The sequence below is a fragment of the Streptomyces sp. NPDC018964 genome (assembly GCF_044390325.1).
GTDB lineage: Bacteria > Actinomycetota > Actinomycetes > Streptomycetales > Streptomycetaceae > Streptomyces.
Genome location: NZ_JBIRYZ010000002.1, coordinates 382,332 through 406,877 on the forward strand (window position 1 = coordinate 382,332; position 24,546 = coordinate 406,877).

Genomic DNA, 24,546 nt, shown 5'->3' on the forward strand with positions numbered 1-24,546 from the left:
CTACACCCACGTCCGGGGGCGGTAACGATTGGCACGTTCCACCAGGTCGATCCTCTCCTCGCCGCTGCGCGCCAGCCGGGCCAGCGTGCGGTACGAACGCTCCAGGCCGAAACGGAGGCCCCGCTCGTCCAGACCGCTGCCGAGCAGCGTCCGCCCCCCGGCGGCGGGAGGAGCGGAACCCTGGCCCCCGGAGAGTACCCAGTCCAGCCCGCAGCCGAGGACTTCGGCCGACAACAGCTCCCGCCGCGCCGGGTCCAGACCGTACGCCTCCAGGGCCTCGACCTGCCCGGCGGCGGCGGTCAGGTCGTCCAGGAACGGTACGTCACCGGCGGCGGCCGCACGCCCGCGCAGCCGCGCCCGGACGGACGCCACCCGCGCGGCCGTGTAGTGGATGGAGGACTCCGGCACCGACTCCAGCGTCCGCACGGCACCACCGCGGTCCCCGGCCGCCAACTGCACCCGGGCCAGCCCGAACGCGGCGCTCACATGGCTCGGGTCGGTCGACCACACCAGGCGGTAGTACTCGGCGGCGTTGTCCAACTGGCCCAGCACCTCCGCGCACACGCCGAGCGCCAGCTTCGGCGCGGTCTCACCGGGGAACGCGTCGTAGACCGCGTCGAAGGCGAGCGCGGCGCCCTCGTGGTCGCCGGTGACGAGCGCGGCCACCCCCCGGTACCAGACCACCCGCCAGTCGTCGGGATCCCGTTCCTCCAGCGCGCCCAGCACCGCCAGCGCGACGGGCCACTCGCCGGTCTCCAGCCGGGCGCGGACCTCGCGCAGCCGGGTCTCCGTCGACGGGGCGGGCGCGGCGGCGAGCGCGTTGATCAGCTCACCGGGCGCGGACGCCAGCAGACCCGCCAGGAAACCGGCGTTGGGGTCGGCGGGGTGCACGTGCGGCACGGGCAGGGCGAGCGCGGCGGCGGCGCAGTCGACGCGTTCGACGAGGACGGAGGTGCCGGCGGCGGGCGGGAGCGCCGGGGGCGCCCCCTTGCGGGGGCGGCCCCGGCGGGGGCCGAGGCGGGAGACGTCCCCGTCCAGCGCGGGGAACAACTCCGTGTCCGTCACCCGCAGTTCCGGGCCGAAGAGCGTGGACAGCGCGGGGCGGGCGCGCCCCGACTGCAGGGAGACCACCTCGCGCAGCACGCCCGTCAGCTGCTCGGCCATCTCCTGCGCGGAGGCGAACCGGCGGGCCGGGTCCGGGTCGGTGGCACGGACCAGGAAGCGGTAGAAGGACTCGTACCGCCGGAACACCTCGATGGTGTCCGGGTCCGGCAGCGAGTCCACGTGGACGTTCGTGTAACCCTGGAAGTCGAACGTGAGGACGGCGAGCGTACGGGCCACCGTGTACAGGTCCGACGCCACCGAGGGGCCGACGTCGGCGACCTCGGGCGCCTGGTAGCCGACCGTGCCGTAGATGGCCGACTCCTCGTCGTCCGTCCGCCGCACCGCGCCCATGTCGATCAGCTTCAGCTGGTCCTCGGTCTGGATCGCGTTGTCGACCTTGAAGTCGCAGTACAGCAGGTTCCGGCTGTGCAGGTGGCCGAGCGCCTCCAGGGCCTCGATGCCGTACGCGCACGCCTGCTCCACCGGCAGCGGATCGCGCCTGCCCTCCGGGGTGCGGCGGCCGTTGGCGATCTCCTTCAGCGACTTGCCGCCGACGTACTCCATGACGATGTAGCCGTCTAGGGAGCCGGTGCGCTGGTCGAGGTGCTCCACGAAGTTGTAGATCCGCACGATGTTGGCGTGCTCGATCTCCGCGAGGAAGCGCCGCTCGGAGATCGCCGCCGCCATCGCGTCCTGGTCGCCCGTGTCCAGCAGGCCCTTCAGCACCACCCAGCGGTCCGAGACCGCCCGGTCCACGGCGAGGTAGATCCAGCCCAGACCGCCGTGCGCCAGACAGCCGACCACCTCGTACTGGCCGTGCACGACGTCGCCGCCCCGCAGCTTCGGGACGAACGAGTACGGGTGGCCGCACTTGGTGCAGAAGCCCTCCGTGCGCCCCGGCCGGCCGCCGCGGGCCCGGCCCACCGGCGCCCCGCAGTCCGACCGCGAGCAGAACCGCTTCCGCTCGGGCACCTCGGGGTTCTCCAGCACCATCGCGCGCGGATCGGGACGCGGGATCGGCGGCACCTCGACCAGACCGGCACCGAGACGGCCCCGGCCGGACGAGCCGGCGCCCGCGCCGGAACTGCGCACCGACACCGAACGGCCCGTGGCCCGGCCCGACAGCGAACGGGAGAGCCGCCCGGAGACCGAACGCCGGGACCTCGACGACTGGGACGACGTGCGGGAACTGCGGGCGCTGCGGCCGCTGGAACGCCCGCTGCCCGCCGAGCCGCGGCCGCCCGCCGTGATGCCGGTCGGGGCCGATCCGACCATGCCGGTCGGCGACACCACCGGGGCGAGGCCGCAGGTGTCGCAGTACAGCTCGCCGCCGCCGACGTCCTCGTACGCGCCGCCGCAGCCGGGGCGCTGGCACCCGGTCCCGGGTGCCCGGTTCTCCGGTTCGCTCATGACGCGGCCTCCTCCTCGTCGCTCATGCGCCGGGCTCCCTCCGGTCGTCGGGCACACCCTGGTCCGGCACCCGCGGCGCCGTGCCGAGGGCCTCCGCGGCGGCCTGCTGGTAGCGCAGCACCGCCCGGTCGGCGGCGCGCAGATCGCAGGGCGCGCTCCACAGCATCCGGCGCGCCCTCTCGTACCGCTCCACCAGTTCGGGGTCCTCCGCCAGGCCGTGCCGGGCCACCTTCGCCTTGTACGCGTCCAGCCGGCCGCGCAGCTCGGCACGGACCGCCAGCGGTGCCGTCACCGCGGTCAACGACTCGCGGGCGCGCAGCAGTTCGTCCTCCGCCTTCTGCTCGAGGGACTCCAGGAGCGGGGACAGGCGGTGCCACTGGGCGTGTCTGCGGTACTCGGCGGCCGTCGACAGCTGCTCCTGCAGCACGGTCGGCGGCCCGCTGACCACCGGCACCTCCGTCGCGGCGATCTTCGCCAGCACCTCGCCGCGCGCGGTGCGGGCCTCGGCGAGGGTGCGGTCGGCGCGGGACAGCACGTCCCGCAGCCTGACGATCCGCTTCTCGGCGTCCTGGCGGACCGTCAGCACCGCGTCGATCTCCCGGCGCACGTCCTCCAGCGCGCGCGCCTCACGGTCGTAGACCGTGGTGTCGGGCCGTCCGCCGCCGGGCGCCGAACTGCCCTCCGCCCGCTTCCAGTACGCCAGCGGGTCGGACACCACCTGCTCGCGCAGCTTCGTCAGCGTGCGGGTGATCCGCTCCAGGTCGTCGCCCGCCGGATGCTCGCCGGGGCGCACCCCGACCGAGTGCGCGAGCCGGGCGGTGCGCTGGAGCTCGGCGGCGAGCAGGTCGATCCGGGCGGGCAGCGCCGACCACACCGCGTCGGCGGCGACGACCATGTCCAGCGAGGTCGCGTACAGCTCGTTCATCCGGTCGACGAGGGCGGCCAGCGAGTAGCGTTCGCTGAGTTTCCCGGGGGCGGCGTGGAGCGTCGGCGCGCCGGCCGCCGCCGTGAGACCGCCCGCCACGGTCACCGAGTCGCCGCGCAGCAGCTCCGTCAGCTCCACCAGGTCCTCACGGCTGGACCAGCGGCGGCGGGAACGGATGTCCCGGGCCGTGCGCAGCGCGTCCGTGTACGCGTCGAAGTACGTCCACAGCAGCGTGATCGACGCCTCGGTGGCCGTCCAGCGCTCCTCGGTGATGCCGGTGAGCCGCGCGCCCTCCAGGAGTCTTCGGCCCGCGTGGTCCTGCAGGGCGAGGAGCGAGGTCTCGATCGCCTCGTGCTCCGCGCCGAGCCGCGCCAGCGCACGGTCCACCTCGTCCCGGTCCATCACCGGCCCGGTGGGATCCGTGTCGGCCATCGATCACCTCTCGCTGGTGGGTTGTTGACGGTTGGGGGGGGCCGGCCGGGGCCGGTTCGGGATCAGCTCTCGCGCAGGTACTCCGGGGCCGGGGGCCTCGACCCGGAGGAGTCGGCGCCCAGCGTGGCCGAGAGCCACTCGGTGTACGCGTCCTGCCAGCCGTCCGTGGCGTCCTCGCGGAAGTCCACCAGGATCCGGTTGACCCGGCGGACCAGGTCGTCCGCGTCCTTCCTCATCGCCACGCCGTAGTACTCGGTCGTGAAGGCCTCGCCCTTGAGCTGGACCGTCGGATCCTGCGCGGCCTGGCTGGCCGCGAGCGCGCCGTCGGTGACCACGGCGTCGACCTCGCCGAGCTGCAGCCGCACCAGGCAGTCCAGCTGGTTGGGGACGGTGGTGCGGATGTCGGTGGACGCCGGCAGCCTGTCCGCCTCCTTGTCCTCCTTCAGCTTCGTGTACGCGGTCGAGCCGGTCGCCGTGCAGACCTTCCGGCCCGCGAGCGTCTCGTCGTATCCCCGGACCGGTGAGGACTTCGGGGCCAGGACCTGCTGGCCCGTCCTGAAGTACGGCGCGGAGAACGCCACGTCCTCGATGCGGTCGCAGTTGATCGTCATCGTGCGGACGACCATGTCGACCCGGCCCGCCTTGATCGCCGGGATGCGCTGGTCGGTCGGGATCGCCTTGAACTGGACCGCGTCGCGGTCGCCGAGTATGTCCTCGGCGATGCGGTGCACCAGGTCGATGTCGAATCCCTCGAGGGTGCCGCCCTCCCCGCTGTTGGGGTCGCGGTAGCCCCAGCGGTAGCTGTTCTGGTCGACCCCCACGATCAGCTTGCGCTTCTCGCCCCGGCGGTTCTTGATCTCCTCGATGGTGGGGCCGTCGGCGCCGGAGGGGGAGAGGGTCTGCTTCTCCGGGGCCGGACAGTCCTCGTCCGCCTGGGCCCGCGCGGTGTGGGACACCGTCTGGCCGGGGGCCTTCGGGGGAGCGGCGGCCGGAGCGCCGACGCAGGCCAGCGCCAGCGCGAAGACCAGGGTCAGGGCGCAGGCGGTCGCCATCGCGCCCACTCCGCCCCAGCCCTTCAGCCGGGCCCGCAGGTGTCGTGCGATCGTCGTCATGGCCCCCTCCGGCTCCTTCACGCGCCCGTTCACCGGTACTCCGACAGCCTGCGGCCGATGCCCAGCACCGCGCCGGCCGCGCCCAGCACGGCGAGCACGGCCGCGCCGGCCGGCAGGCCCGTCAGCGCGTCCCGGCCGTCACCGGCCGCCCGCTCGAACTCGCTCTCCTCGTGCGCGAGCGCCGCGGCCAGGTTCTTGTCGACGTTGTCGAAGCACTCGCCGGTCGCGCCCTTCGCGCCGATCACCATGTCCAGCGCCCGCTGGTAGTTGCCGTTCTCGTCCTGCTCACGGGCGGCCGCGTGGCGCTTCTTCCACTCCGTCATGTTGCCCACCGCCGCGGAGACCGGCTTCGTGCCGCTGTCGTCGTCCGCGAGGCGCTCCGCCCGGGCCAGGCCCTTGCCGAGGGCGTCCATGTCGCGGCCGAAGTCGTGGTCGTAGGCGTCGAACGTCTCGCCGCCGACCTCCGTCGTCTCGGCGCCGCGGGCCACCAGGGTCAGGTTCTCGTTGCCCCTCGCCTTCAGGGAGGCGATCCGGGCGTCGTGCAGCACGTCGAGCGAGCGGACGCCGTGGTCGTAGGAGTCGTTCAGGCCCGAGCGGGCGAGGGTGTGGCCGACCGTCAGCCAGAGGAGGACGACGGTGGCCGCCGCCGTCGCCGCCACCAGGCCGTGGTTGAGGACCCGGTTGGTGCGCAGGTAGGTGCGGCGCATGGCCCAGGCGAGGGCGGCCAGGGCGAGGACGCCGAGGGCGATGGCGGGCCAGGGGTAGGGGGTCGCGTCCGCGTAGTCGTCGCGGAGGCGCTGGTTCTCCCTGGTGTAGAGGTCCTCCGCCGCCGGGAGCATCTCCTCCTGCATCTTCTCGTTGGCGTACCGCAGGTAGGCGCCGCCCACGGGGAAGCCCTGGCGGTTGTAGGTGCGGGCGCGTTCCACCAGGCCCTTGTACTCGGGGAGCAGGCGGTTGAGCCTGGTGACGGTCTTCGCGGCGGGGGAGCCGGGGTCCGAGTTGGCCGCGGCGTTGACGAGCTTCGCGGCGGCGGTGCGGATGCCGCTCTCGTAGCGGTCCCTGGAGGCGGCGGTCTCCTGACCGCCGGCCAGGAAGCCGCTGGACGCCGCGGTGTTGGCGTCGGCGAGGGAGCGGTAGATGTCCGCGGCGTCCGAGCTGAGGGGCTGGCTGCTGGTGAGGACGTCGTCGGCGGCCGCGGCCCGGTCGGTCATCTGCCAGGCGGTCACCGCGCCGAAGGTGACGACGAGGGCGGCGAGGACCGCGCCGATGATGCGGAGGCGGCCGGGTTCGGTGGTGGCGGCCCTGCGGAGGCGGTCGGCGCCCTCGGCGAAGGCGGTGCGGCGGTTCTCCGGCGGTGGCGCGGCGGGGGCGGGGACGGCGGCGGGGGTGGGCTGGGGCGGCACCGCCGGCAGCGTGGGCACGGGCGTGCCGGTGCCGGGCGGGGCCGCGCCGTTCGGTGTGCGTGTCATGTGACCTCCCCCGTGGTCATCCCTCGCGGCAAGTATCGCCGCCGCGACTGACATGCGCACCGGCCTTGGCGCGATCTTGATGTGATTGCGGTGCGATTGCCGGACATTCCGCCCTCACCCTGCCCACGAACACGCCTGGGAAATCAGTTCGGTTCCCGCGCGGGGAGGGTCAGGAGCGGTACGGGAAAGGGCGGCGCCCGGGGAGTTCCGGGTGCCGCCCTTCGGGGCCGACGGTCACTTCATGGTGCTCGGAGGGGGCAGCGGGGACGCGGCCGCCGACTGCGGTGAGACCGTGCTCGAGTAGACCGACGGGGGCGCGATGCCCGCCGTGGGGTCGGGGGCCGCCACGTCCTCCGTGGCCGTGGCGCCGCCGACGATGCGGATGCCCGCCGCGTCGAAGGCGCGCTTGACGCGCCAGCGCAGCTCCCGCTCCACGGTCAGGGACTTGCCGGGCATGGTCTTCGCCGAGAGGCGGATCACCATCGAGTCCAGCAGGACCGAGTCCAGGCCGAGCACCTCGACCGGGCTCCACAGGAGCTCGTTCCAGGGCTCCTCCTTGCCCATCTTCTCGGCGACCTCGCTCAGCGTGGCCTTCACCCGGTCCAGGTCCTCGTCGGAACGGACCGTGACGTCGACGCCCGCGGTCGCCCAGCCCTGGGAGAGGTTGCCTATGCGCTTGACCTCGCCGTTGCGGACGTACCAGATCTCGCCGTTGTCGCCGCGCAGCTTGGTCACCCGCAGCCCGACCTCGATCACCTCGCCGGAGGCCACCCCCGCGTCGACGGTGTCGCCGACGCCGTACTGGTCCTCCAGGATCATGAAGACGCCGGAGAGGAAGTCCGTGACCAGGTTGCGCGCGCCGAAACCGATCGCGACACCCGCGACACCGGCCGAGGCCAGCAGCGGGGCCAGGTTGATCTGGAAGGTGCCGAGGACCATCAGCGCGGCCGTGCCCAGGATCAGGAACGACGCCACCGAGCGCAGCACCGAGCCGATCGCCTGCGAGCGCTGCCGGCGCCGTTCGGCGTTGACCAGCAGACCGCCGAGCGCGGTGCCGTCCACGGCCTGGCCGGTCCGGGACATCCGGTCGACCAGCTTGGTGATCGCCCGCCGCACCATGACTCTCAGCACCGTCGCGATCACCAGGATCAGCAGGACCCTGAGCCCGATCGCGAGCCACGTCGACCAGTTCTCCTCGACCCAGCCGGCGGCGTTGCCGGCGGTCTCCTGGGCGTCCTGGAGCGTGGGCACCCGTGGTGTCCCGGACTCCGAGGGCGTCGGCGACGGATCGGCGGCCGACAGGACGGCGGACAAGGACACGGCAGGTACCTCCAGGTGCATGTCTGCCCCCGGTGCGGCGGTCAAGGTCTTCAAGGTCACGATCGGGTCACCGGACGGGCAGAACCACCACACTAACGGGGCATTGTGCGGGGATCGGCCCCATGTGTGAAGAAGAGACCGTCCTCACCCGCGCTTGAACAGGCCATGATCCTGGGGATGAATCGGGATGTGGTCGAGAACACCCCCAGCCCGTTACCGGGACATGGTGGCGCGTCCACCAGGCATGAGGGGAGACTGACTACGGATCGTCCCGGCGCGAGCCACGCGCCGCCGGCGTACAAGGAGGCCGTCCGTGCCGCATGCCCTGGTCCTCAACGCGTCGTACGAGCCGCTCGGCGTCGTACCGCTCCGCCGCGCGCTCGTGCTCGTCCTCGAGAACAAGGCAGTCTGCCTCGAGGAGACCGGCGCCCATCTGCACAGCGCGACCGTCACAGTCCCCGCACCCAGCGTGGTCCGGCTCAAGCGTTTCGTGCGGGTCCCCTACCGGGGGCCCGTTCCACTCACCCGCCGGGCGCTGTTCGCCCGTGACGGGGGCCGGTGCGTGTACTGCGGTGGCGTCGCAACCAGCGTCGACCACGTCATCCCGCGCAGTCGCGGGGGCAAGCACGTCTGGGACAACGTGGTGGCGTCCTGCCGCCGCTGCAACCACGTGAAGGCCGACCGTCACCTGTTCGAGCTGGGCTGGCGGCTGCGCCACAAACCCGCCCCGCCCACCGGTCTGGCCTGGCGCATCATCGGCACCGGCCACAGGGACCCGCGCTGGCTGCCGTACCTGCAGCCGTACGGCGCGGACGACGCGATGGCCCGGATCGACGGCATCTCCGCCTGACGTCGTATCCGGGCCTACGCATGACAGGGGCCCGGCTCCGGGGTGCTCCGGGGTGCTCCGCTCGGCGTGAACACGTCGGCGTCAGGTGTTCGCGCTCACGCGGACGGGCTCCGGGGCGGGAATGTCCTATGCGGCGCACACCGTCCTGCCCACGGCCCGCGGCTCCCGGCCCCACCGCGCGGAGACCGCCTCGACCAGGAGAAGCCCCTGTCCGGACTGCTCGGCGCCGCCGGGCGCGGCCCCGGCAACGGCTCACCGCGCGGATGGCCGGGGCGTCGAGGAGGATCGCGTCCCGCTTCGTGGTGTGAGCGATCCCGCCCGACGTGTTCCGGTGAGCCGTACGTCGGCCGCCCCGGGGGACGACGGCCCCGGCGTCGCGCGCGGCCGGCCCGCCGTCGATGCCATCCGGCGGCCGGCGGGCCGCGCCGGTACGGCGGTGACCCGCGTACTCCCTGTACGTGACCGCCTGGACCATCCGGCGGGACACGATTCCCCGAGAGCCCATGACACCTCCCCTGCCGAAAAGCGTGAGCATCTGGTGGGCGCATGTAACTCGCGCACTCAAATGAGCGGACTCTGAACATCGGAGGCCGAAATGCTCCCGCTTTTCAAAAGAACACATGACTCCGAGCGCTCAGGACGACGCGACCGCCCGGCCCCGGTGAACCCCCGTTCCCCCGGGACCGGGGCGATCACCCCGCGCGGCGCGTCAGCCGCGCCGCCCCTCGGGCCGCGCCCCGCGTACGGCGTACAGCGCCGAACCCGCCACCAGGAGTACGGCGGCGGTCACCCAGGCGATGCGCTGCCCGGCGGGCTGCACCGGCCACGCCCACAACGGGACCAGAAGGCCGCGCGCGTTCGCCGAGCCCATGTACACGGCACTGACGTAACCGAAGACCGGCAGCCAGCTCAGCCGGGCCCCCAGCAGGGCGGCCGCGCCCGCGGTGAGGCCCGCGCACCCCAGGGTGTTGCGGATCATGGCCGCGGGGCCGAACGGGGAAGGATGCCCGTGAACGGTCGCCGCCAGCAGCAGCGCGGCGCAGCCGGTCAGCGCCAGCAGATGGGCCAGGCGCCGGCGCCACCAGGGGCGCACCGCGGTGCGGTCCAGCTCGTCGGACGCACTGTGCAGACCGGTGCCGATCACCGCCGCCGCGAACAGCGGCGCCAGCGCGACGACCGGGACCTGCCGGGACGGGTCCAGGTACGCGTTCAGGTTCCGGGCACCCAGGACGGCGAGGGCGGCGGTCGCGACGAGCACGAGCACGGTGCGCGGAACGGTGCGCGCGCGGGCGTACAGCAGGAAGCCGTGCGTCACAGTGCCGGCACCCCCTTCGCGTCGCACTCGCCCCGCGTCGCGAAGTACGCCGACAGCCACGCGCGGCGCTCCTCCTCACCCATCGACGCCAGCCGTTCGCGCGCCGCGAGCCGTTCCCCGAGCGCGGCGCGCTCGGCGGCGCTGCCCCGCGCGTACTGCTCGTCGAACCGCCGCCGCAGCGGGCTGGGGGCCAGGTGGTACTCGACGGCGTCGTCCGCGGCGGCCACCCGCGGCGCCACCTCGTCGCACTCCCCGCGGCCCTGCAGCGTCATCCCCGCCGCCCACGCGTACTCCTCGGGATCCGTGAGCCGCCCCCGTACGACGGACCAGCCGATCGGTGTGATCATCGGCAGCTCCACCTCGTCCGGTCCCGGCCGTCCCGGCCGGTCCTCGAAGCGCACCGGCAGGTTCTCCACGCCCTCCAGACGGCCCGTCATTCCGGACAGTGCCTCGGTGATCTGGGGGAGCAGCTTCTCGTAGCGGGCGTTCACGCAGATCTGCGGGGTGGTGGAGGCGTCGCACACCTGGCGCCGGGCGAGCGGATCGGTGCGCCACAGGCCGTCGCCGGTCTGGACGAGCAGCGTCCCGGCGGCCGCCGCGGCCACCAGCGGCAGCAGGGCGAGCGTACGGCGGCGCGCGGTGTACGCGAGGACCGCGGCAGCCGTGAGCCCGCCCGTCCACGCCACCGTCACCAGGGGCTGCCACCACACCGGTACGGAGGCCGACGGGTGATCGGTGAAGGGCGACAGGTGACCGGCGGAGCCGGGATCGCCGTACCCGGCGACACCGAGCACGACGTACCCGGCCGCCGCCAGCAGCGGCGCCGCCAGCCGCCAGGCCACCAGTCGGCCCACGACCTGCCCGGTCAGCGCGGCGCACGCCACGACGGCGGCGTCCGCGAGCGGTGTGCCCAGGCGGGGCCGGTCGCCCATGGCGCAGTACCAGGTGGCGAGCAGCGCGAGCGCCGTCGCGACGGCGTACCCGGCGACCAGCCACAGCGCGACCGGCAGGGCCGACGCGAGGAACGCCGCCGTCCGGCCGCGCACGGCCGTCGCCAGCAACTCCCCCGTCCCGCGCCTGCGTTCCCGGCCGCCCTGCCAGCAACCGGCCGCCAGGGCCAGCGGGACACCGAGGAGCATCGCCGTCGTGTGCACCTGGTCACGGGTCTCCGCCCAGCCCCCCTGCCACCGCTCCGATCCGGCCGCCAGCGCCACCACGAGCGTGAGCGTCATCGCGACCCCGGCCCAGGGGGCGAACCCGCGCACGGCCTCCGCCCGCAGGGGGTGCAGGGCACGGAGCGGGCGCGGCGACGCACCGCGCTTCCCGGGCGCCCGTTCCGTCAGGAGGGTCATCGGGCCGTCCCTTCACAAGCCGAAGGCCGGCCCGCCCGCGCCCCCGGAGCACGGTGCGCCCGCAGCGCCGCCGTGTAGCCGCGCTCGATCGGGTGGTCGCCGGGGCCGCCCGCCGACTCGCCGAGAGCGGCGAGCGCCGGGGGCGTCCCGCGGTAGGCGATCCGGCCCGCGTCGACGAGAGTGACCTCCGTGCAGGCCGCCGCCACGTCCTCCACCAGGTGGGTGGAGACGATGACGGTGGACGAGGCGCCCAGTTCGCGCAACAACTCGCGGAACTCCAAGCGCTGTTCCGGGTCCAGGCCGGCGGTCGGCTCGTCGAGGAGCAGCACCCGGGGATCGTTCACGACGGCCTGCGCGATGCCGACGCGGCGGATCATGCCGCCGGACAGTTTGCGCACCTTCACGTCGATGCGGTCGGCCAGGCCGACGCGGGCGACGGCCCGTTCGACGGCGGCCGGGACGCGGTCCGCGGGCATCTCCTTCAGCCAGGCCACGTAGGCGACGAACTCCCGCACCGTGAAGCCCGGGTAGTAGCCGAAGTCCTGCGGCAGATAGCCCAGGTGGCGGCGGACCTCGCCGCGCCGCCGGTGGTCGCGGGTGTCGTGGCCGAGGATCTGCACCCGGCCGCCGGACGGTTCGGCGACCGTGGCGAGGACGCGGATCAGCGAGGTCTTGCCGGCACCGTTCGGACCGAGCAGACCGTGCACGCCGGGTCCGAAGTCCAGGTCCACCGAGTCCAGGGCGACGGTTCTGCGGTGCCGGACGTGCAGGCCGGTGGTCCGGACGGTGGCGGTCGGTGCTTCGGGCGCGGGACGGGACACGGTGTGCGGAGCCGTACTCAACTCTTCTCCAGGAAGTGGAAGGCGGGGCGGCGCGCGGCCAGCAGGGCGGCGGACAAGAGGGCCGCGGCCGCCCAGCCTCCCTGCGCCGGGGCGCCACCGAGGTACGAGGACAGCCGCAGGCCCAGCTCGGCGGTGGGCCCGCCGGGGGCGGCGAGCACCGGACCGAGGACGGCGCACAGCCAGCCACCGCCGGTCACGGCGGTGGCGGCGCGCAGGCCGACGTACCCGGCGAGAGCCAGCGAGGCCAGGGTCAGCGCGAGACCGGGCAGCAACCAGGCGGCGGCGTTCGGGGCGCCCGTGGACGGCAGCAGCGCCCCGGCGAGGGTCAGCAGCGGCAGACTCACCGCCAGCACGGCGGCCGTGCGCATCAGGACCAGCCGCAGCCCGGCCGAGGGCGTGGCCGCGGTGATCTCGTGCATCGGGTCGGCGTGCGGCCCGTAGGACAGAGTGACCCCGGCGACCGGCACGACCGGGGCGAGGGCCAGCAGCCAGGGCCGGGCGTGGGCGAAGCCGGCCCCGTGGGCGAGCGCGACGGCACCGACGGCGACGAGCAGCACGGCCGGCAGCCAGGCACCGCGCACGGCCGGCCCCAGGGCCCACAGCACGCGCACGGTCCTCGGACCGGCGGACGGCCACCGGAACGCCCTCAGCCCGGCCCGGCCCGGAAATCCGGCAGGCCGCGCGGGAACCGGCGCCCCGGAGACCGGACCGTACCCGGATGACACCACCGGCACCGCTCCGGCCGGCACCGCCTTGTACACGCCGGTTCGGGCCACCGTGTCGGTCCGGGCCGTCTCGCGGACGTCGGCCAGTACCGCCTCACGGATGCCGGCCAGGGTCGGGCCCGCCGCCGTCGCGCGTACCGCCCGCGAGACGCGCAGCGCGCAGTCGACGCAGGACTCCAGGTGTTTCTCCAGCGACCACGCGTCCGCCTCCGGCAGGCAGCCGTCGGCGTAACGGGTGACGAGGTGGTCGGACGCGTGCCAGCCGGTCATGCCGGACCTCCCATCGGTGACGGGCTCATCTGTGCCAGGACCGCCCGCAGTTCGGCGCGGGCGCGCATCGCGCGGGACTTGACGGTTCCCTCGGGAATGCCCAGCAGCCGCGCGGCCTCACGGGTGCTCAGCCCGTCGACGACCGTGGCGCGCAGCACCTCCCGCAGTTCGGGTGAGATCCGGTCGAGGGCGGTGCCCACATCCCCGTACTCCAGGCCCGCCAGCACCCGGTCCTCGGCGGACGGCGCCGCGGCCCCGGCCGGCGGGAGGCCGTCCCACGCCTCCTCCATCGGCGCCGTGCGCAGCCGCGCGGCCCGCTCCTGCGCCCGGTACGTGTCGACCAGCCGCCGCGCGGCGATGGTCCACAGCCAGCCGCCGGCCTGCTCGCCGCGGTGGGCGTCCGCCGACCGCCACACCGTGACGAACGTGTCCTGGAGCACCTCCCGCACGGTCTCGGGGTCGGCGCAGCGCCGGCTCAGCCGCGCGTACAACCAGCCCGCGTGCCGGTCGTACAACGCGGCCAGCGCCGTCGGGTCCCCACCCGCGACGGCCCTCAGCAGCGTTGCGTCGGAGTCCCCCGCGTCCTTCTCCCGGTGGCCCCCCATGGGGCGGAACAGTCTCACACCCCGTCTATCGACGGCCGCGGGGACGCCGGTTCACGGCATCGGCCGGCACCGGGACCCGCGCCTGGGGGGCGTGAACACGCTGGTGCCATGTGTTCACGCCTTCTGTAGCGGGGCCCGTGATGTGGGCGGCGTCCGCCCGGGGACGTCCCACTCGGCGTACACCGTCTTGCCGACGGCCCGCGGTTCCCGTCCCCACCGCCCGGTGACCGCCTCGACCAGGAGGAGCCCCCGTCCGAACTGATCGGCGTCACCCCCCGCGGGGTGCGGCCTCGGCAGCCGCTCGCCTCGCGGGTCGCTCACCTCGACCCGCAGAATGCGGTGACCGAGGGTGACGTGAACGCGGATGAGCCGTCCCCGGACGCTGCCGTACAGCAGGGCGTTGGTCATCAGCTCCGACACGACGAGGCCGACGTCGTCGGCGAGTCCTGGCTGCCCCCATTCAGCTACGAGCCGCGCGGCATGGCGCCGGGCGAGGGGGACGCTGCACTGGGTGGGGGTGTAGTCGAGCCGGTCTTCGTGAAGGGGGAGCGGTACGGGCAAAGGGGCGGGTTCTGCCATGGGGGATGCCTCCGAGTGGGGACGGCGGTGTCTCTGCCGTGCCTGCGTGGGGCAGGACGGTGCGCTTCCGCCGAGTGCGGACCGCAGAGTGAGCGGCTGGGTACCGGAAGCAGCGGCCGAGTTGCGCTCGGTGCAACCGAAACGGAGACATTTGTCTCCGCGATACGCTGTGTGTCGAGTCCGGCACCATGTGGGGGTGACTCGAACCACACAACTCGGGAACCGGACGTCAACTGTGCTCGGGCGCAGACTCGGTGGTGAACTCCTGCGCCTGCGGGACGCCGCGGCCAAGACGCAGCAGCAGGTCGCCGAGGTCATCAGCGCGACCAACTCGAAGATCGTCAAGATGGAGCGCGGCTGGGTGCCGATGCGCGATCCCGACATTCGCGCGCTGTGCGAGTTCTACGGTCTGACGGACGGGAAGTCCGTGGCCCAGTTGCTGGAACTGGCCAGGCTCGACCGTGAGAGGCGCAAGGCGAAGGGGTGGTGGCAGGACTCACCCCACCCGGGCGCGCTGACCGAGTACATCGCCATGGAGGACGCGGCCAGTCGTGTGCGTACGTGGCAGCTCTCGCTGGTGCCGGGCCTGTTCCAGACCCCGAATACGCACGAGCACTGGCGGTCGGTGAGGGCGTCGGTCCCTGGGAGGACCCTGCGGAGATCGAGCGGGTCGTCGACATCCGGATGCGTCGGCAGAATCGTCTGACGGGGGAGCGTCCGCTCAAGGTGTATGCCGTCGTCTGGGAGGCGGCGTTGCGGCAGTTGATCGGCGGTTCTGCGACCATGCGAGGACAGTTGGAACGGCTCCTGGAGATCGCCGAACTGGAGAACGTACGTCTCCAGGTTCTGCCGTTCCACGCCGGCGGGCACCCGTGCGTCACGGGCCCGTTCACCATCTTGTCGTTCAACGAGGACGAGGCGGTGGACGTGGTCCAGGCCGACACCGTCGCGTCCAGCGTGTGGGTGGAGAACGAAGCGACAAGCAGCACTTACGGCGACCTCTTCGACCGCACGGCGCGACGGAGCCTTGCCCAGCGAGACTCCGTCCAGCTCATCGAGGCTGTCCGACAGGAGATTTGACCGGTGTCCGAGTTCGTCTTCGTGAAGTCCAGCTACAGCAATACCTCCGGCGAATGCGTCGAGGTCGCCCTCAACGTCCCGGAGACCGTCGCCGTTCGCGACTCCAAGAACTCTGCCGACGGTCCGATACTCCGCCTCGCGCCGCAGGCCTGGGCGCGGTTCGCGGGGGAGTTGGGGCGGCTGCCCGCTCAGGGGTGACGCCACGAGAGTGTGTAGCGCCAGAAGAGCCGGCGGCGCAGCCGGGCGCCGGGCAGGACCTCGTGGGCCTCACCGGCGATGTCGGAGAAGGTCATGTCGGCCGGCCGGGTCCGCGCGGTCATCGAGACGGGCCGGGGCGCTTCGCGGCCCTTGTTCTTGAGCCACCCGGTGGCGGCGTTCAGCGGGGTGGCGGCTGCGCCGAGCAGGTGGTCCGTGACGGTGTGCGGCCGGAAGAGGCCCACGACGACCAGAGTGCCGCCGGGAGCCAGGTGCCGCCGGAAGGCGGTGAGGGCCTCGGTGAACGGCAGATGGTGGAGGGTGGCGACGCAGGTGATGACGTCGTGGGGTCCGGCGGGGAGCCCCGTCAGGGCGTCCGCGACCGCGAAGGACACCGGCGCTGCCTCAGGGGTCAGCGCGCGTGCCCGTGAGGTGATCGCGGGGTCGGAGTCGAGGCCCCGGACCTCGTCGGCGCGTGTGGCGAGGAGCCGGGCCAGATCGCCGGTGCCGGAGCCGACGTCCAGCGCACGGCCGAACCGGCGGGGAAGTTGCCGCAGGATCCACCGGTGGTAGTGGGCGTTGTGGTCCCAGGGGTGGGCCGCGTTGAACCGGTCGAGCGCCTGGAGGACTCGGTGCGGCAGTGGTGTCATATCAGCGCTCCGCCCGCCCGCCACGCTGGTGCTCGAAGTTCGTCGGCTATCTCGGTCAGGTACCCGGTCAGGGTGCTGCCGTCGGCGTAGAGGTGAGAGACGTCCTGCCGGTTCCACGACCCGACCAACCCTGTCGCGGCGTCGATGAAAGTCCCGGAGAACGGGTCGTCAGGCTCGTCGGCGGTGAACGGAATCCATGTCTTCTCCCAGGCCCCAGGGTGATTCAGCAAGTCGTAGACATCCAGGGCCTGGCGCACTCCGAGCAGTACTTCGCCCTCGGGCGTCAACGGCCCGATCGGCCCGCCGCATCGCCTCCACAGCGTACGAAGGTCGGCGGGCAGGCCGAACCCGAGCTCGATCTCTGCCTCGGCGATCAGCTCGTCGGAGGCGCTGGGAGGCGCCGGGGCAGACGGCGGGTGGAGCCTCAGCCAGGACTCGATACGTTCCCAAGCCGCGATCACATCGTCGCTCATGTGTTCATGCTATCGACAGGTGGGAAACTGAACTCATGAATGACAAGTGTCAGATATCAGCGCGCGCTTGGCCGTGATTCACCGATCGGTCCGTTGTGAATAACGTTTAGGGAAATGGGGGAAGCGAGCCCACGCCCCGGAACCATCCGCCTGGGACCGTGAGAACCCTCACGTGCTGACAAGCAGGCGGGGGTGCAAGGGATGCCAGGGCACCTCATCGAGGGACACCCGCTCCGGGTTCTCCCACAGCAGGCAGCCGAGGGCGATGCCGGGCCTGCTGCGGGGCGTGATCAGCGGCCCCGTGCCCGACTCGACGGCCTCCGCGAAGGCCGTGAGATACGCGGCGAGGGACGTGAGATGGGAGGGCGTGGGCTCCAGCGGGGCCAGGCCGTCGTCGGGAAAGCGCGTGACGTGCCCCGAGGAGCCTTCCTTCGACGGCGAACCCGTCGTGGCCGTCCCCCGGAGCGGCCCAGGGAGCGCAGTCGGGCCTGTCCGGGTCGGCCAGGGCGACGGCCGGCAGACTGAGCATCCGGTCCAGCGGAAGCCACTCGCTTCCTTCTGGCAGCCAGGCCGCGGGATTCACTTCACCTTCTTCATCCCCGTCGATCTCATGGGTCTCGGTCCCGTCATGGATTCTGAGCAGCGACTCCAGATCCTTGTGGACCGGTACGTACGCGCGTGCCCGGGCGATATCGAGTTCTGCGGCAGGGGCCCTCAGAGAGCGATGAGAGCCAGGCGCGTTCTCCGCGAGCCAAGTCTCGATACGCCGCCACGCCTGCACTAATTCAGTACTCATGATCGGCAGCGTACTTTCTGCCGAGGTGAGGCGGCACCAGGTTCGGCCGGGGCTGTACCGTCCACGGTTTCACCGGCGGATGCGTCAAGACCATCACCCGGGCCGCCGAACCCGACGGCACACACTGAGGCCCTCTCACGCGTACCGCAGTTCCGCCGGGCGGATCGTGCGCCCCAGCAGGGGCAGGGCGGTGGCCGCCGCCAGCAGGCAGCTCGCTCAGCCGCCTCTCCGGCAGCTCCTCCAGCCGCTCACCGGCGTACGTCACCGACCCCTCGTCGGGGCGGACGATGCCGGACAGGCAGTGCACCAGCGTCGACTTGCCGCTGCCGCTGGTACCGGTCACCGCGAGGATCTCGCCGGCCCGCAGCTCGACGGAGGCGCCGCGCAGGGCCTCGGTCCCGCCGTACGCCTTGACCAGGGCGCGGCCCGCGAGCAGCGGCACCGCCGTGTTGTCCCCCACGCTCATGCTGTGTCGACCTCCGCGGTCAGAGTGGTGAGCCGGGCCGCCGTGGTCGTCATCCAACGGAGGTCGGCGTCCAGGTGGTTGAGGGCGAAGTCCGCCGAGAGCACGGTCGCCAGGTCCGCGCCCTGCGCCGACTTCACCGCGGTCAGCTCCCGCATCCGCTCCATGTGGGCGGCGCGTTGGGAGCGCAGGTACGCGGCCGGGTCGCCGCCGGACAGGATCGACACCACGACCTTGGCGAAGATCTCGTTCGTCACGAACGGCGCGGGCGGGGCGATCTCCCCGGCCCAGCGCGCCGGTTCGCGCGTCCCGTCGTCCGTGGCGCGGTACGTCGTCCGTTCCGGGCCACCGTCCGAGTCGGTGCCCTCGATGTCGGCGAGGCCGTCCCGGACCAGGCGTTGCAGCGTCGTGTAGACCTGCCCGTAGGCCAGCGGGCGGGCTTGCGGGAAGCGTTCGTCGTGGCGTCGCTTGAGGTCGTAGCCATGGCTCGGCCCCGAGGCGAGCAGGCCCAGCAGGATGTGGGCGGGACGCTCAGTCCGCGACCGCGTACGCCTCCACCGACCACAGCGAGTAGCCGTACCGCGTCGCCCGCTTCTCGCCCTGGACGCGGATGTGCCGGACGCCGGGCTCGTCCATGCGGACGGTCTCCCGGCCGCCCCGACTGCCCTGGACCTCCGCCGCCGTGCGCCAGGTACGGCCGTCCGCCGACACCTCCACGCGGTACGCCGACGGGTGCGCCTCCTGCCAGTGCAGCGCGACCTCGCCCAGCCGCACCGGGCGCTCCAGCTCGACCTGCCACCAGGCGTCGTCGTCGACCGGGGACGACCAGCGGGTCCGAGGGTCGCCGTCGTTCGCCGCCGGGGCCGGGAAGTCGGGTGTCTCGTCGGCCGAGGAGCTCGCCCGGCCGGTGCGGGCCAGGTCGGGGCCCGCGGTGCGGGGGACGGCGTGGACCGTCAGCGTGCGGGTGGTGCCGGCGAAGGCGAGCCGGACGCCGTACGACCCGGTGGGCGTGCCCGCATCCACCGTCACCTCGACCGGTACCTCCACCGGCGTGCCGCGCGGGACGGTCAGCGCGTCCTTCGGCACCCGCACGTCGACGCCCTTCGGGGCGTCCACGGTCAGCCTGCCGCGCACCTCGTCGGGGCGCAGCGAGCCGAGGGTGACCGTCAGCCGCCGGGTGCCGCCGATGTCGGTGTCCGCGCGGTCGTCGGGCGGCTCCACGGAGGCGGCGGGCGCGTCCGCGAACCAGGGGACCAGGTGGTGTATCCGGGAGGCGCCGGTGACCCGGACGGAGTCCACCGGATCGTCGCCGGACGGCAGTTCGGTGGCGCCCGACGCGGACAGCGCGCCCAGGCGGCGCCACCCCTCGCCCGGCACACGGACCTCCACGGCCCCCCGCGTGCCCGGGTCGGTGAGCACCGTCACGGCGTCCAGCGTCCGGGCGCGCGGGAGGTCGAGGACGCGGTCGTCGCCGGACCGCGCGGGCGGCTCGTGGCCGATGCCCGCCCAGCTCTCGTACGCCTGCCGCGCCCGGCTCAGGAACGGGTCGAGGACCCCCTCGCCGACCGTCACCCGGGAGGACTCCAGTCCCGCCCGCTGCTCGCCCAGCCGCCGGTACGCCGCCCAGGCGGCGCCCGCGTCCCCGGCCCGCTGCGCGCGCAGCAGGTCCAGGGCCGTGGTGCCCGCCTCGCCGTAGCGGGCCAGCCGCCGGGACCACGGGTCGACCTCGGCGGCGAGCCCGGTTCCGGACAGCCGCTCCGGCAGCTCGCGCAGGACGGCGAAGGCCGCCCGCAGCCGCGCCGCCTCCGCCGTCCCGTCCGTGCCGGGAAGGGGAGTGCGGGACCGCCGGAACGCCTCCAGCAGCGGCCGCAGGTACGCCGACTCCTCGCCGCCCAGCACCGAGGAGGCGGTGTTCCCGGCGAGCGCGGCCAGGGCCTCCTCGCGGCGGGCGTCACCGCCGGCGAGGTCGGCGATCGCGGCCCGCCAGGACTCCCGGGGACGGTAGTCGCGCGGGTTCCAGGCGAAGTCCGCGGCGGTGAACAGCGGGATGCGGGACGCCTCGGGCTGCGCCATCGCGTTGGCGAGCAGCGCGGCCGAGCCCGCCGCGACGGCCGGTTCGCGGCCCTGGTAGGGGCCGAGGAAGATCCGGCCGGGCGCGTAGTCGTTCACCGGGTAGTTGTCCATGGTCACCAGCGGGTGCCCGAACACCTCCCGCGCCTTCGCCAGCTGGCCTCCCGTGATGGTGCTCGGCACCACCCCGACCCCGGTCCACGCCACCTCGACGCCCGCGTCCAGCTCCTCGGCGAGGGCGCGCCGGTACGCCGTCGAGCCGTCCTCGTAGAACTCGGTGGGCATCAGGGACAGGGCGGCGGCGTCCGGGTGGCGCTCCGCCAGGTGCCGGGCCACCGCGTTCGCCAGGTGCGCCTGGGCGCGGGCGGCCGCGCCGGGCCCCGAACCGAACCGGTCGGCGTCCGCCCCGCAGTGCCACTCGCTGTAGCTGACGTCCTGGAACTGCAGCTGGAAGGCGCGGAAGCCCAGCGCCCACATCGTGTCCAGCTTGCGGGTCAGCGCCCGCAGGTCGTCGTCCGAGGCGAAGCACATCGCCTGCCCCGGCGCCACCGCCCAGCCGAGCGTGACGTGGTCGCGCCGCGCCCGCTCCGCCAGCTCCCGGAACTCCGCCCGCCGCCCGGCCGGGTACGGCTCGCGCCAGCGGGCCTGCCGGTAGAGGTCCTCGCCGGGCGCGTAGAGGTACCGGTTCTGCTTGGTGCGGGCCATGAAGTCGAGCTGGGCCAGCCGCTGTTCGTGCGTCCACGGGGTGCCGTAGAAGCCCTCGGTGACGCCGCGCACGGCGGTGCCGGGCCAGTCGCGGACGACGGCCGCGGTGAACGTGGCGCCGTCCGGGCGCAGCAACTGGCGCAGCGTCTGCACGGCGTGGAACTGGCCGTCGCCGTCCGCGCCGGTCAGGGAGACGGCACCCTTGCCGACGGTCAGCGCGTAGCCGCCTGCGGGGAGGGCGTGCCGGGGGTCGCCCGGGGTGCGTTCCCGGTCCACGCGCACCACGAGTGCCCCCTCGGACACCTGTGCGCCGGGGGCGGTGAACCGGCGCGCGCCCGCCTCCCGCAGCAGCGCGCGGAGCGCGTCGAGGGCGTACGGATCGGCCGTCGCGTCCGCGGCCAGGGCGACCTCCTCGGTCACCGCGACCGGGGCGCCGTTCGCGCGCAGGGACTGGGGGCGCGGCCACACGGACGGCTCCGCCGTCCGAGCCGTGCCGACGTCCGGGGCCGTGGTGGTGCCCGGCGCGGGCGGCGCGGCCACGGCGGCGGGCGCGGCACCGAGGGTCCCGGTGCCCAGGATTCCGGTGAGGACGGCGAGGGCGAGGGCGGTCCTCCCGGCGTTCGCCGTCCTCCCACACCGCAGTCGCACGGGGCCCTCCTGATCGCTCGACGGGCCACCCGGCCCGGTGGCCGGTGCGGCCGTGTCCATTCCGTTACCGAGGAACCCGAGCCCACCATTTCTGCGGTGAACGTGTCAATGAGAGGGGGCGTTGTGGCGCGTTTGTCCCGTCGCGGAGAGGGGAGGCGGGGGAAGAATGTGATCAGGAACACGCGGGAAGGGTTTGTGCGTCTGGCGTCGCACCCCCTGGGTAGGGCTGCGGGATAACCCGCACGCCCCGTACGCCCCGCGTGATCCGCGCGCCGTGCCCGACGAGGAGGCCGACTGTGGTCGCACCCGCCCACGTTCCTTCACCCGCCCTGTCCAAACCCGCGGCGGAGTCCTCCGCCGACGTCGAGGAGCCGCACTTCTGCGTCTTCAGCGCGGAAGGCCCCTGCGCCGAGGTCCCGATGACCAGCGAACCCCCGCTGCCCGACGCCGAACCCCTCACCAGCGAACCGCCGCTCGCCGACACCACCCCCCTGACCAGCGAGTCCGACGCCTCCCTGGACACCTCGGACTCCTCGGGCCTCGACTCCTTCCCGACCCAGTACCGCCCGGAGCCCTAGGGTGGGCGCGCCACGGCCGGCCGAAGCCCCTTCCGAGGACCTGTCCCGGCTCGCCGCCCTGCACGGCGTCGCCACCTCCTACCAGCCCTCCCCGGACCGCACGGTCACGGCCTCGGCCACCGCCGTCACCCTCGCGCTGGCCGCCCTCGGCGTGGACACGGCCACTCCGCGGGCCGTCCGCGCCGCCCTCGCCGCCCGCGAGCGGGAGACCGGCGAGCGGCTGCTGCCCCCCACCCTGGTCGGCTGGGGCACCCGCGCCCCCGCCGCCCTGGCCGCGCTCCCCGAGGGCACCCGGCTGCACGTCGTCACCGAACAGGGCGAGACCCGCGCCGCCGCCGAGGACCTCCCGCCCGGCGTGCACGAGGTGACCGCCACCGCCCCCGACGGCCGCACCGCCCGCGCCCACCTGATCGTCGCCCCGACCGGGCTGCCCGCGCCGCCCGGACGCTCGTACGGACTCCTGGTCCAGCTCTACTCCCTCCTCTCCCGCCGCTCCTGGGGCATGGGCGACCTCGCCGACCTCGGCGAACTCGCCGGCTGGGCCGGACGCGCCCTCGGCGCCGGATTCGTCCAGGTCAACCCCCTGCACGCGGCCGTCCCCGGCCCGCCGGCCGACCCCTCCCCCTACCGCCCCTCCTCCCGCCGCTTCCCCGACCCCGTCCACCTGCGGATCGAGGACGTCCCCGAGTTCGCGTACGTCGACGACCGCGACCGCGTGCGCGCCCTGCTGGAGCGGGCCGGACGGCTGCGCGGGGCGGTGCTGGACGGAGGCGCCCTGATCGACCGGGACGCCGTGTGGGAGGCCAAACGGGAGGCGCTGGAACTGATCCACGAGGTCCCGCTCGGACCCGGCCGCCGCGCCGCCTACGACGACTTCCGCACCGGACAGGGCCAGGCCCTTCAGGACCACGCCACCTGGTGCGCGCTCGCCGAGGTCCACGGCGCCGACTGGCACCGCTGGCCCGCCGCGCTGCGCGACCCCCGCTCGCCCGGGACCGCCCGCGCCCGGCGCGAGCTGGCGGACCGCGTCGACTTCCACTCCCGGCTCGTCTGGCTCACCGACACCCAGCTCCGCGCGGCGCAGCGGGCCGCGCGCGAGGCCGGGATGCCGGTCGGGATCGTCCACGACCTCGCCGTCGGCGTCCACCCCGGCGGCGCCGACGCCTGGGCGCAGCAGGAGTACTTCGCGGCCGGCATGTCCGTCGGCGCGCCCCCGGACGCCTTCAACGCGCGCGGCCAGGACTGGGGCCTGCCGCCCTGGCGCCCCGACCGGCTCGCCGCCTCCGGGTACGCCCCCTTCCGCGCCCTGCTGCGGGGGCTGTTCCGGTACGCGGGCGCCCTGCGCATCGACCATGTGATGGGCCTGTTCCGGCTCTGGTGGGTCCCCGGGGGCCACCCGCCCACGGAGGGCACGTACGTCCGCTACGACGCGGAGGCGATGCTCGCCGTCCTCGTCCTGGAGGCGTCCCGGGCCGGGGCGGTGGTGATCGGCGAGGACCTGGGCACCGTAGAGCCCGGCGTGCGCGAGGCGCTGCGCGAACGGGGCGTGTACGGCACGTCGGTGCTGTGGTTCGAACGGGACTGGGACGGCGACCGGCGCCCGCTGCCGCCGGACGGCTGGCGCGCGGACTGCCTGGCCACCGCCACCACCCACGACCTGCCGCCGACGGCCGCGCGGCTCAGCGGTGAACACGTGGAACTCCGGGACAGCCTGGGACTGCTCACACGGTCCGTGGAGGAGGAGCGGGCGGAGGCGGCGGCCGACACGGAGGAGTGGCGGGAACTCTTCGTGAGGCTGGGACTGCTGGGGGCGGGCGCTTCCGAGGAGGCCGAGATCCGGGCCGTCTACGGCTGCCTGCTGCGTACGCCGGCGCGGATGGTCGGGGTGTGGCTGCCGGACGGGGTCGGGGACCGGCGCCCGCAGAACCTGCCCGGGACGTGGGACCAGTACCCGAACTGGCGGCTGCCGATCGCGGACGCCCGCGGGAGACCGGTGACGCTGGAGGAACTGGCGGGATCGGCGAGGCTGCGGGCACTGATGGACGTGCTGAGGCGATGACGCCGGCCGGGGGTACGGGGCAGGGGGCGCCCCCTCCGGGGGAGTCCCCCGCGAGCGCCGGACCGCGCACCCCGCCCCCGGCCCGCACCGGCCGGGCCCCTTAGGACACCCCGCCCGCGCGGAGCCCGACCGCGTTGGATAGTTTGGGCACCGTGGACAAGAAGAACGCCCTGCGCGCCGGCGCCCTGGCAGCCGGTACGACGCTGATGATGCTGCTCATGTCGTCCCCCGCGCTCGCGCTCACCCGCGACGACGGCGACGACCCCGGTACGGGCCTGAGCGTCATCGAGACGCTGGGCCTCTATGTCGTGGCCCCGATCGCACTGTTCGTGATCATCGCCGCCCTGGTGATGGTCGGCGACAAGTCGCACCAGAAGAAGGACCCGACCAGCTCCAACATCGCCACCAAGGCCGAGGCCAAGGCCTGACCCGGGGCAGGCCGCCCGCGAGCGGCCCCGCGCACTTCCACGAGGGCGCCGACCCTCCCGTACGCACGCGCGTCCGCCGTACGGGACGGAG

The 24,546-nt window shown here is 73.9% G+C and carries 20 protein-coding genes and 2 pseudogenes; 6 read left to right on the forward strand and 16 right to left on the reverse strand.

Annotated features, from left to right (window positions below):
• The 5 genes from ACH5AO_RS04475 to ACH5AO_RS04495 all read right to left on the reverse strand — a co-directional run bounded on the left by ACH5AO_RS04475 (position 1) and on the right by ACH5AO_RS04495 (position 7,772).
• Positions 1–2,514, reverse strand: coding sequence for a tetratricopeptide repeat protein (locus ACH5AO_RS04475; protein WP_398921668.1), 2,514 nt, complete (start codon positions 2,512–2,514; stop codon positions 1–3).
• 22 nt (positions 2,515–2,536) lie between these two features.
• Positions 2,537–3,871, reverse strand: a complete 1,335-nt coding sequence (locus tag ACH5AO_RS04480; RefSeq protein ID WP_398921670.1) for a hypothetical protein — start codon at positions 3,869–3,871, stop codon at positions 2,537–2,539.
• A 62-nt stretch (positions 3,872–3,933) separates the two neighbouring features.
• Entirely contained in the window at positions 3,934–4,983 is a 1,050-nt protein-coding gene (locus tag ACH5AO_RS04485) for a glutamate ABC transporter substrate-binding protein (protein ID WP_398921672.1), read from the reverse strand.
• A gap of 29 nt (positions 4,984–5,012) precedes the next feature.
• Entirely contained in the window at positions 5,013–6,452 is a 1,440-nt protein-coding gene (locus ACH5AO_RS04490; RefSeq protein ID WP_398921675.1) for a hypothetical protein, read from the reverse strand.
• A gap of 234 nt (positions 6,453–6,686) precedes the next feature.
• A complete protein-coding gene (locus tag ACH5AO_RS04495; protein ID WP_398921677.1) occupies positions 6,687–7,772 on the reverse strand; it encodes a mechanosensitive ion channel family protein in 1,086 nt (361 codons plus the stop codon).
• A gap of 313 nt (positions 7,773–8,085) precedes the next feature.
• Between ACH5AO_RS04495 and ACH5AO_RS04500 the strand changes: the two genes are divergently transcribed.
• On the forward strand, positions 8,086–8,622 hold the full coding sequence (locus ACH5AO_RS04500) for an HNH endonuclease (RefSeq protein WP_398921678.1): 537 nt from the start codon (positions 8,086–8,088) through the stop codon (positions 8,620–8,622).
• 709 nt (positions 8,623–9,331) lie between these two features.
• Here the strand turns inward: ACH5AO_RS04500 and ACH5AO_RS04505 are convergent.
• The 6 genes from ACH5AO_RS04505 to ACH5AO_RS04530 form a co-directional block, all read right to left on the reverse strand.
• Entirely contained in the window at positions 9,332–9,937 is a 606-nt protein-coding gene (locus ACH5AO_RS04505) for a hypothetical protein (protein WP_398921680.1), read from the reverse strand.
• Positions 9,934–11,289 carry a hypothetical protein gene (locus ACH5AO_RS04510; protein WP_398921681.1) on the reverse strand — a complete coding sequence of 452 codons (1,356 nt, stop codon included), beginning with the start codon at positions 11,287–11,289 and terminating at the stop codon, positions 9,934–9,936. The genes ACH5AO_RS04505 and ACH5AO_RS04510 overlap by 4 nt, the downstream gene beginning before the upstream one ends.
• Positions 11,286–12,110: an ABC transporter ATP-binding protein gene (locus tag ACH5AO_RS04515; protein WP_398922005.1), complete on the reverse strand. Its 825-nt coding sequence runs from the start codon at positions 12,108–12,110 to the stop codon at positions 11,286–11,288. Before ACH5AO_RS04515 ends, ACH5AO_RS04510 begins: the two co-directional genes overlap by 4 nt.
• Positions 12,111–12,127: 17 nt before the next feature.
• Positions 12,128–13,126: a zf-HC2 domain-containing protein gene (locus tag ACH5AO_RS04520; protein ID WP_398921683.1), complete on the reverse strand. Its 999-nt coding sequence runs from the start codon at positions 13,124–13,126 to the stop codon at positions 12,128–12,130.
• Complete coding sequence (locus tag ACH5AO_RS04525; RefSeq protein ID WP_398922007.1) at positions 13,123–13,731, reverse strand: RNA polymerase sigma factor; 609 nt, start codon at positions 13,729–13,731, stop codon at positions 13,123–13,125. Before ACH5AO_RS04525 ends, ACH5AO_RS04520 begins: the two co-directional genes overlap by 4 nt.
• 114 nt (positions 13,732–13,845) lie before the next feature.
• A complete protein-coding gene (locus tag ACH5AO_RS04530) occupies positions 13,846–14,310 on the reverse strand; it encodes an ATP-binding protein (RefSeq protein ID WP_398921685.1) in 465 nt (154 codons plus the stop codon).
• Here ACH5AO_RS04530 and ACH5AO_RS04535 point away from each other — a divergent pair.
• Both ACH5AO_RS04535 and ACH5AO_RS04540 read left to right on the forward strand, forming a co-directional pair.
• Positions 14,309–15,390 (forward strand): annotated as a pseudogene (locus ACH5AO_RS04535) (helix-turn-helix domain-containing protein). The gene ACH5AO_RS04530 and the pseudogene ACH5AO_RS04535 overlap by 2 nt on opposite strands.
• A gap of 3 nt (positions 15,391–15,393) precedes the next feature.
• Positions 15,394–15,588 carry a DUF397 domain-containing protein gene (locus ACH5AO_RS04540; protein ID WP_398921687.1) on the forward strand — a complete coding sequence of 65 codons (195 nt, stop codon included), beginning with the start codon at positions 15,394–15,396 and terminating at the stop codon, positions 15,586–15,588.
• Here the strand turns inward: ACH5AO_RS04540 and ACH5AO_RS04545 are convergent.
• The 5 genes and pseudogenes from ACH5AO_RS04545 to ACH5AO_RS04565 form a co-directional block, all read right to left on the reverse strand.
• Positions 15,579–16,235 carry a class I SAM-dependent methyltransferase gene (locus ACH5AO_RS04545; RefSeq protein WP_398921689.1) on the reverse strand — a complete coding sequence of 219 codons (657 nt, stop codon included), beginning with the start codon at positions 16,233–16,235 and terminating at the stop codon, positions 15,579–15,581. The genes ACH5AO_RS04540 and ACH5AO_RS04545 overlap by 10 nt on opposite strands.
• Complete coding sequence (locus ACH5AO_RS04550) at positions 16,232–16,708, reverse strand: SMI1/KNR4 family protein (RefSeq protein WP_398921691.1); 477 nt, start codon at positions 16,706–16,708, stop codon at positions 16,232–16,234. Before ACH5AO_RS04550 ends, ACH5AO_RS04545 begins: the two co-directional genes overlap by 4 nt.
• 1,004 nt (positions 16,709–17,712) lie before the next feature.
• Positions 17,713–17,970: pseudogene (locus tag ACH5AO_RS04555) on the reverse strand (ATP-binding cassette domain-containing protein); the annotation flags it as partial.
• On the reverse strand, positions 17,967–18,485 hold the full coding sequence (locus ACH5AO_RS04560; RefSeq protein ID WP_398922009.1) for a PadR family transcriptional regulator: 519 nt from the start codon (positions 18,483–18,485) through the stop codon (positions 17,967–17,969). The pseudogene ACH5AO_RS04555 and the gene ACH5AO_RS04560, both read right to left, overlap by 4 nt.
• 13 nt (positions 18,486–18,498) lie before the next feature.
• Positions 18,499–21,390: a beta-N-acetylglucosaminidase domain-containing protein gene (locus ACH5AO_RS04565; RefSeq protein ID WP_398921693.1), complete on the reverse strand. Its 2,892-nt coding sequence runs from the start codon at positions 21,388–21,390 to the stop codon at positions 18,499–18,501.
• A 296-nt stretch (positions 21,391–21,686) separates the two neighbouring features.
• Here ACH5AO_RS04565 and ACH5AO_RS04570 point away from each other — a divergent pair, with 296 nt between their 5' ends.
• The 3 genes from ACH5AO_RS04570 (at position 21,687) to ACH5AO_RS04580 (ending at position 24,455) form a co-directional block, all read left to right on the forward strand.
• A complete protein-coding gene (locus tag ACH5AO_RS04570; protein WP_398921694.1) occupies positions 21,687–21,968 on the forward strand; it encodes a hypothetical protein in 282 nt (93 codons plus the stop codon).
• Position 21,969: 1 nt separating this feature from the next.
• Positions 21,970–24,027, forward strand: a complete 2,058-nt coding sequence (gene malQ / locus ACH5AO_RS04575) for a 4-alpha-glucanotransferase (RefSeq protein WP_398921696.1) — start codon at positions 21,970–21,972, stop codon at positions 24,025–24,027.
• 152 nt (positions 24,028–24,179) lie between these two features.
• Complete coding sequence (locus tag ACH5AO_RS04580; RefSeq protein ID WP_398921699.1) at positions 24,180–24,455, forward strand: hypothetical protein; 276 nt, start codon at positions 24,180–24,182, stop codon at positions 24,453–24,455.
• The last annotated feature ends 91 nt before the right edge of the window (positions 24,456–24,546 follow it).

What these genes read in the sequence shown, in the direction of transcription:
- ACH5AO_RS04475 (WP_398921668.1), bottom strand. Translation starts at nt 2,514, where the DNA reads ATGAGCGAACCGGAGAACCGGGCACCCGGGACCGGGTGCCAGCGCCCC.
- ACH5AO_RS04480 (WP_398921670.1), bottom strand. Translation starts at nt 3,871, where the DNA reads ATGGCCGACACGGATCCCACCGGGCCGGTGATGGACCGGGACGAGGTG.
- ACH5AO_RS04485 (WP_398921672.1), bottom strand. Translation starts at nt 4,983, where the DNA reads ATGACGACGATCGCACGACACCTGCGGGCCCGGCTGAAGGGCTGGGGC.
- ACH5AO_RS04490 (WP_398921675.1), bottom strand. Translation starts at nt 6,452, where the DNA reads ATGACACGCACACCGAACGGCGCGGCCCCGCCCGGCACCGGCACGCCC.
- ACH5AO_RS04510 (WP_398921681.1), bottom strand. Translation starts at nt 11,289, where the DNA reads ATGACCCTCCTGACGGAACGGGCGCCCGGGAAGCGCGGTGCGTCGCCG.
- ACH5AO_RS04520 (WP_398921683.1), bottom strand. Translation starts at nt 13,126, where the DNA reads ATGACCGGCTGGCACGCGTCCGACCACCTCGTCACCCGTTACGCCGAC.
- ACH5AO_RS04525 (WP_398922007.1), bottom strand. Translation starts at nt 13,731, where the DNA reads ATGGGGGGCCACCGGGAGAAGGACGCGGGGGACTCCGACGCAACGCTG.
- ACH5AO_RS04530 (WP_398921685.1), bottom strand. Translation starts at nt 14,310, where the DNA reads ATGGCAGAACCCGCCCCTTTGCCCGTACCGCTCCCCCTTCACGAAGAC.
- ACH5AO_RS04545 (WP_398921689.1), bottom strand. Translation starts at nt 16,235, where the DNA reads ATGACACCACTGCCGCACCGAGTCCTCCAGGCGCTCGACCGGTTCAAC.
- ACH5AO_RS04550 (WP_398921691.1), bottom strand. Translation starts at nt 16,708, where the DNA reads ATGAGCGACGATGTGATCGCGGCTTGGGAACGTATCGAGTCCTGGCTG.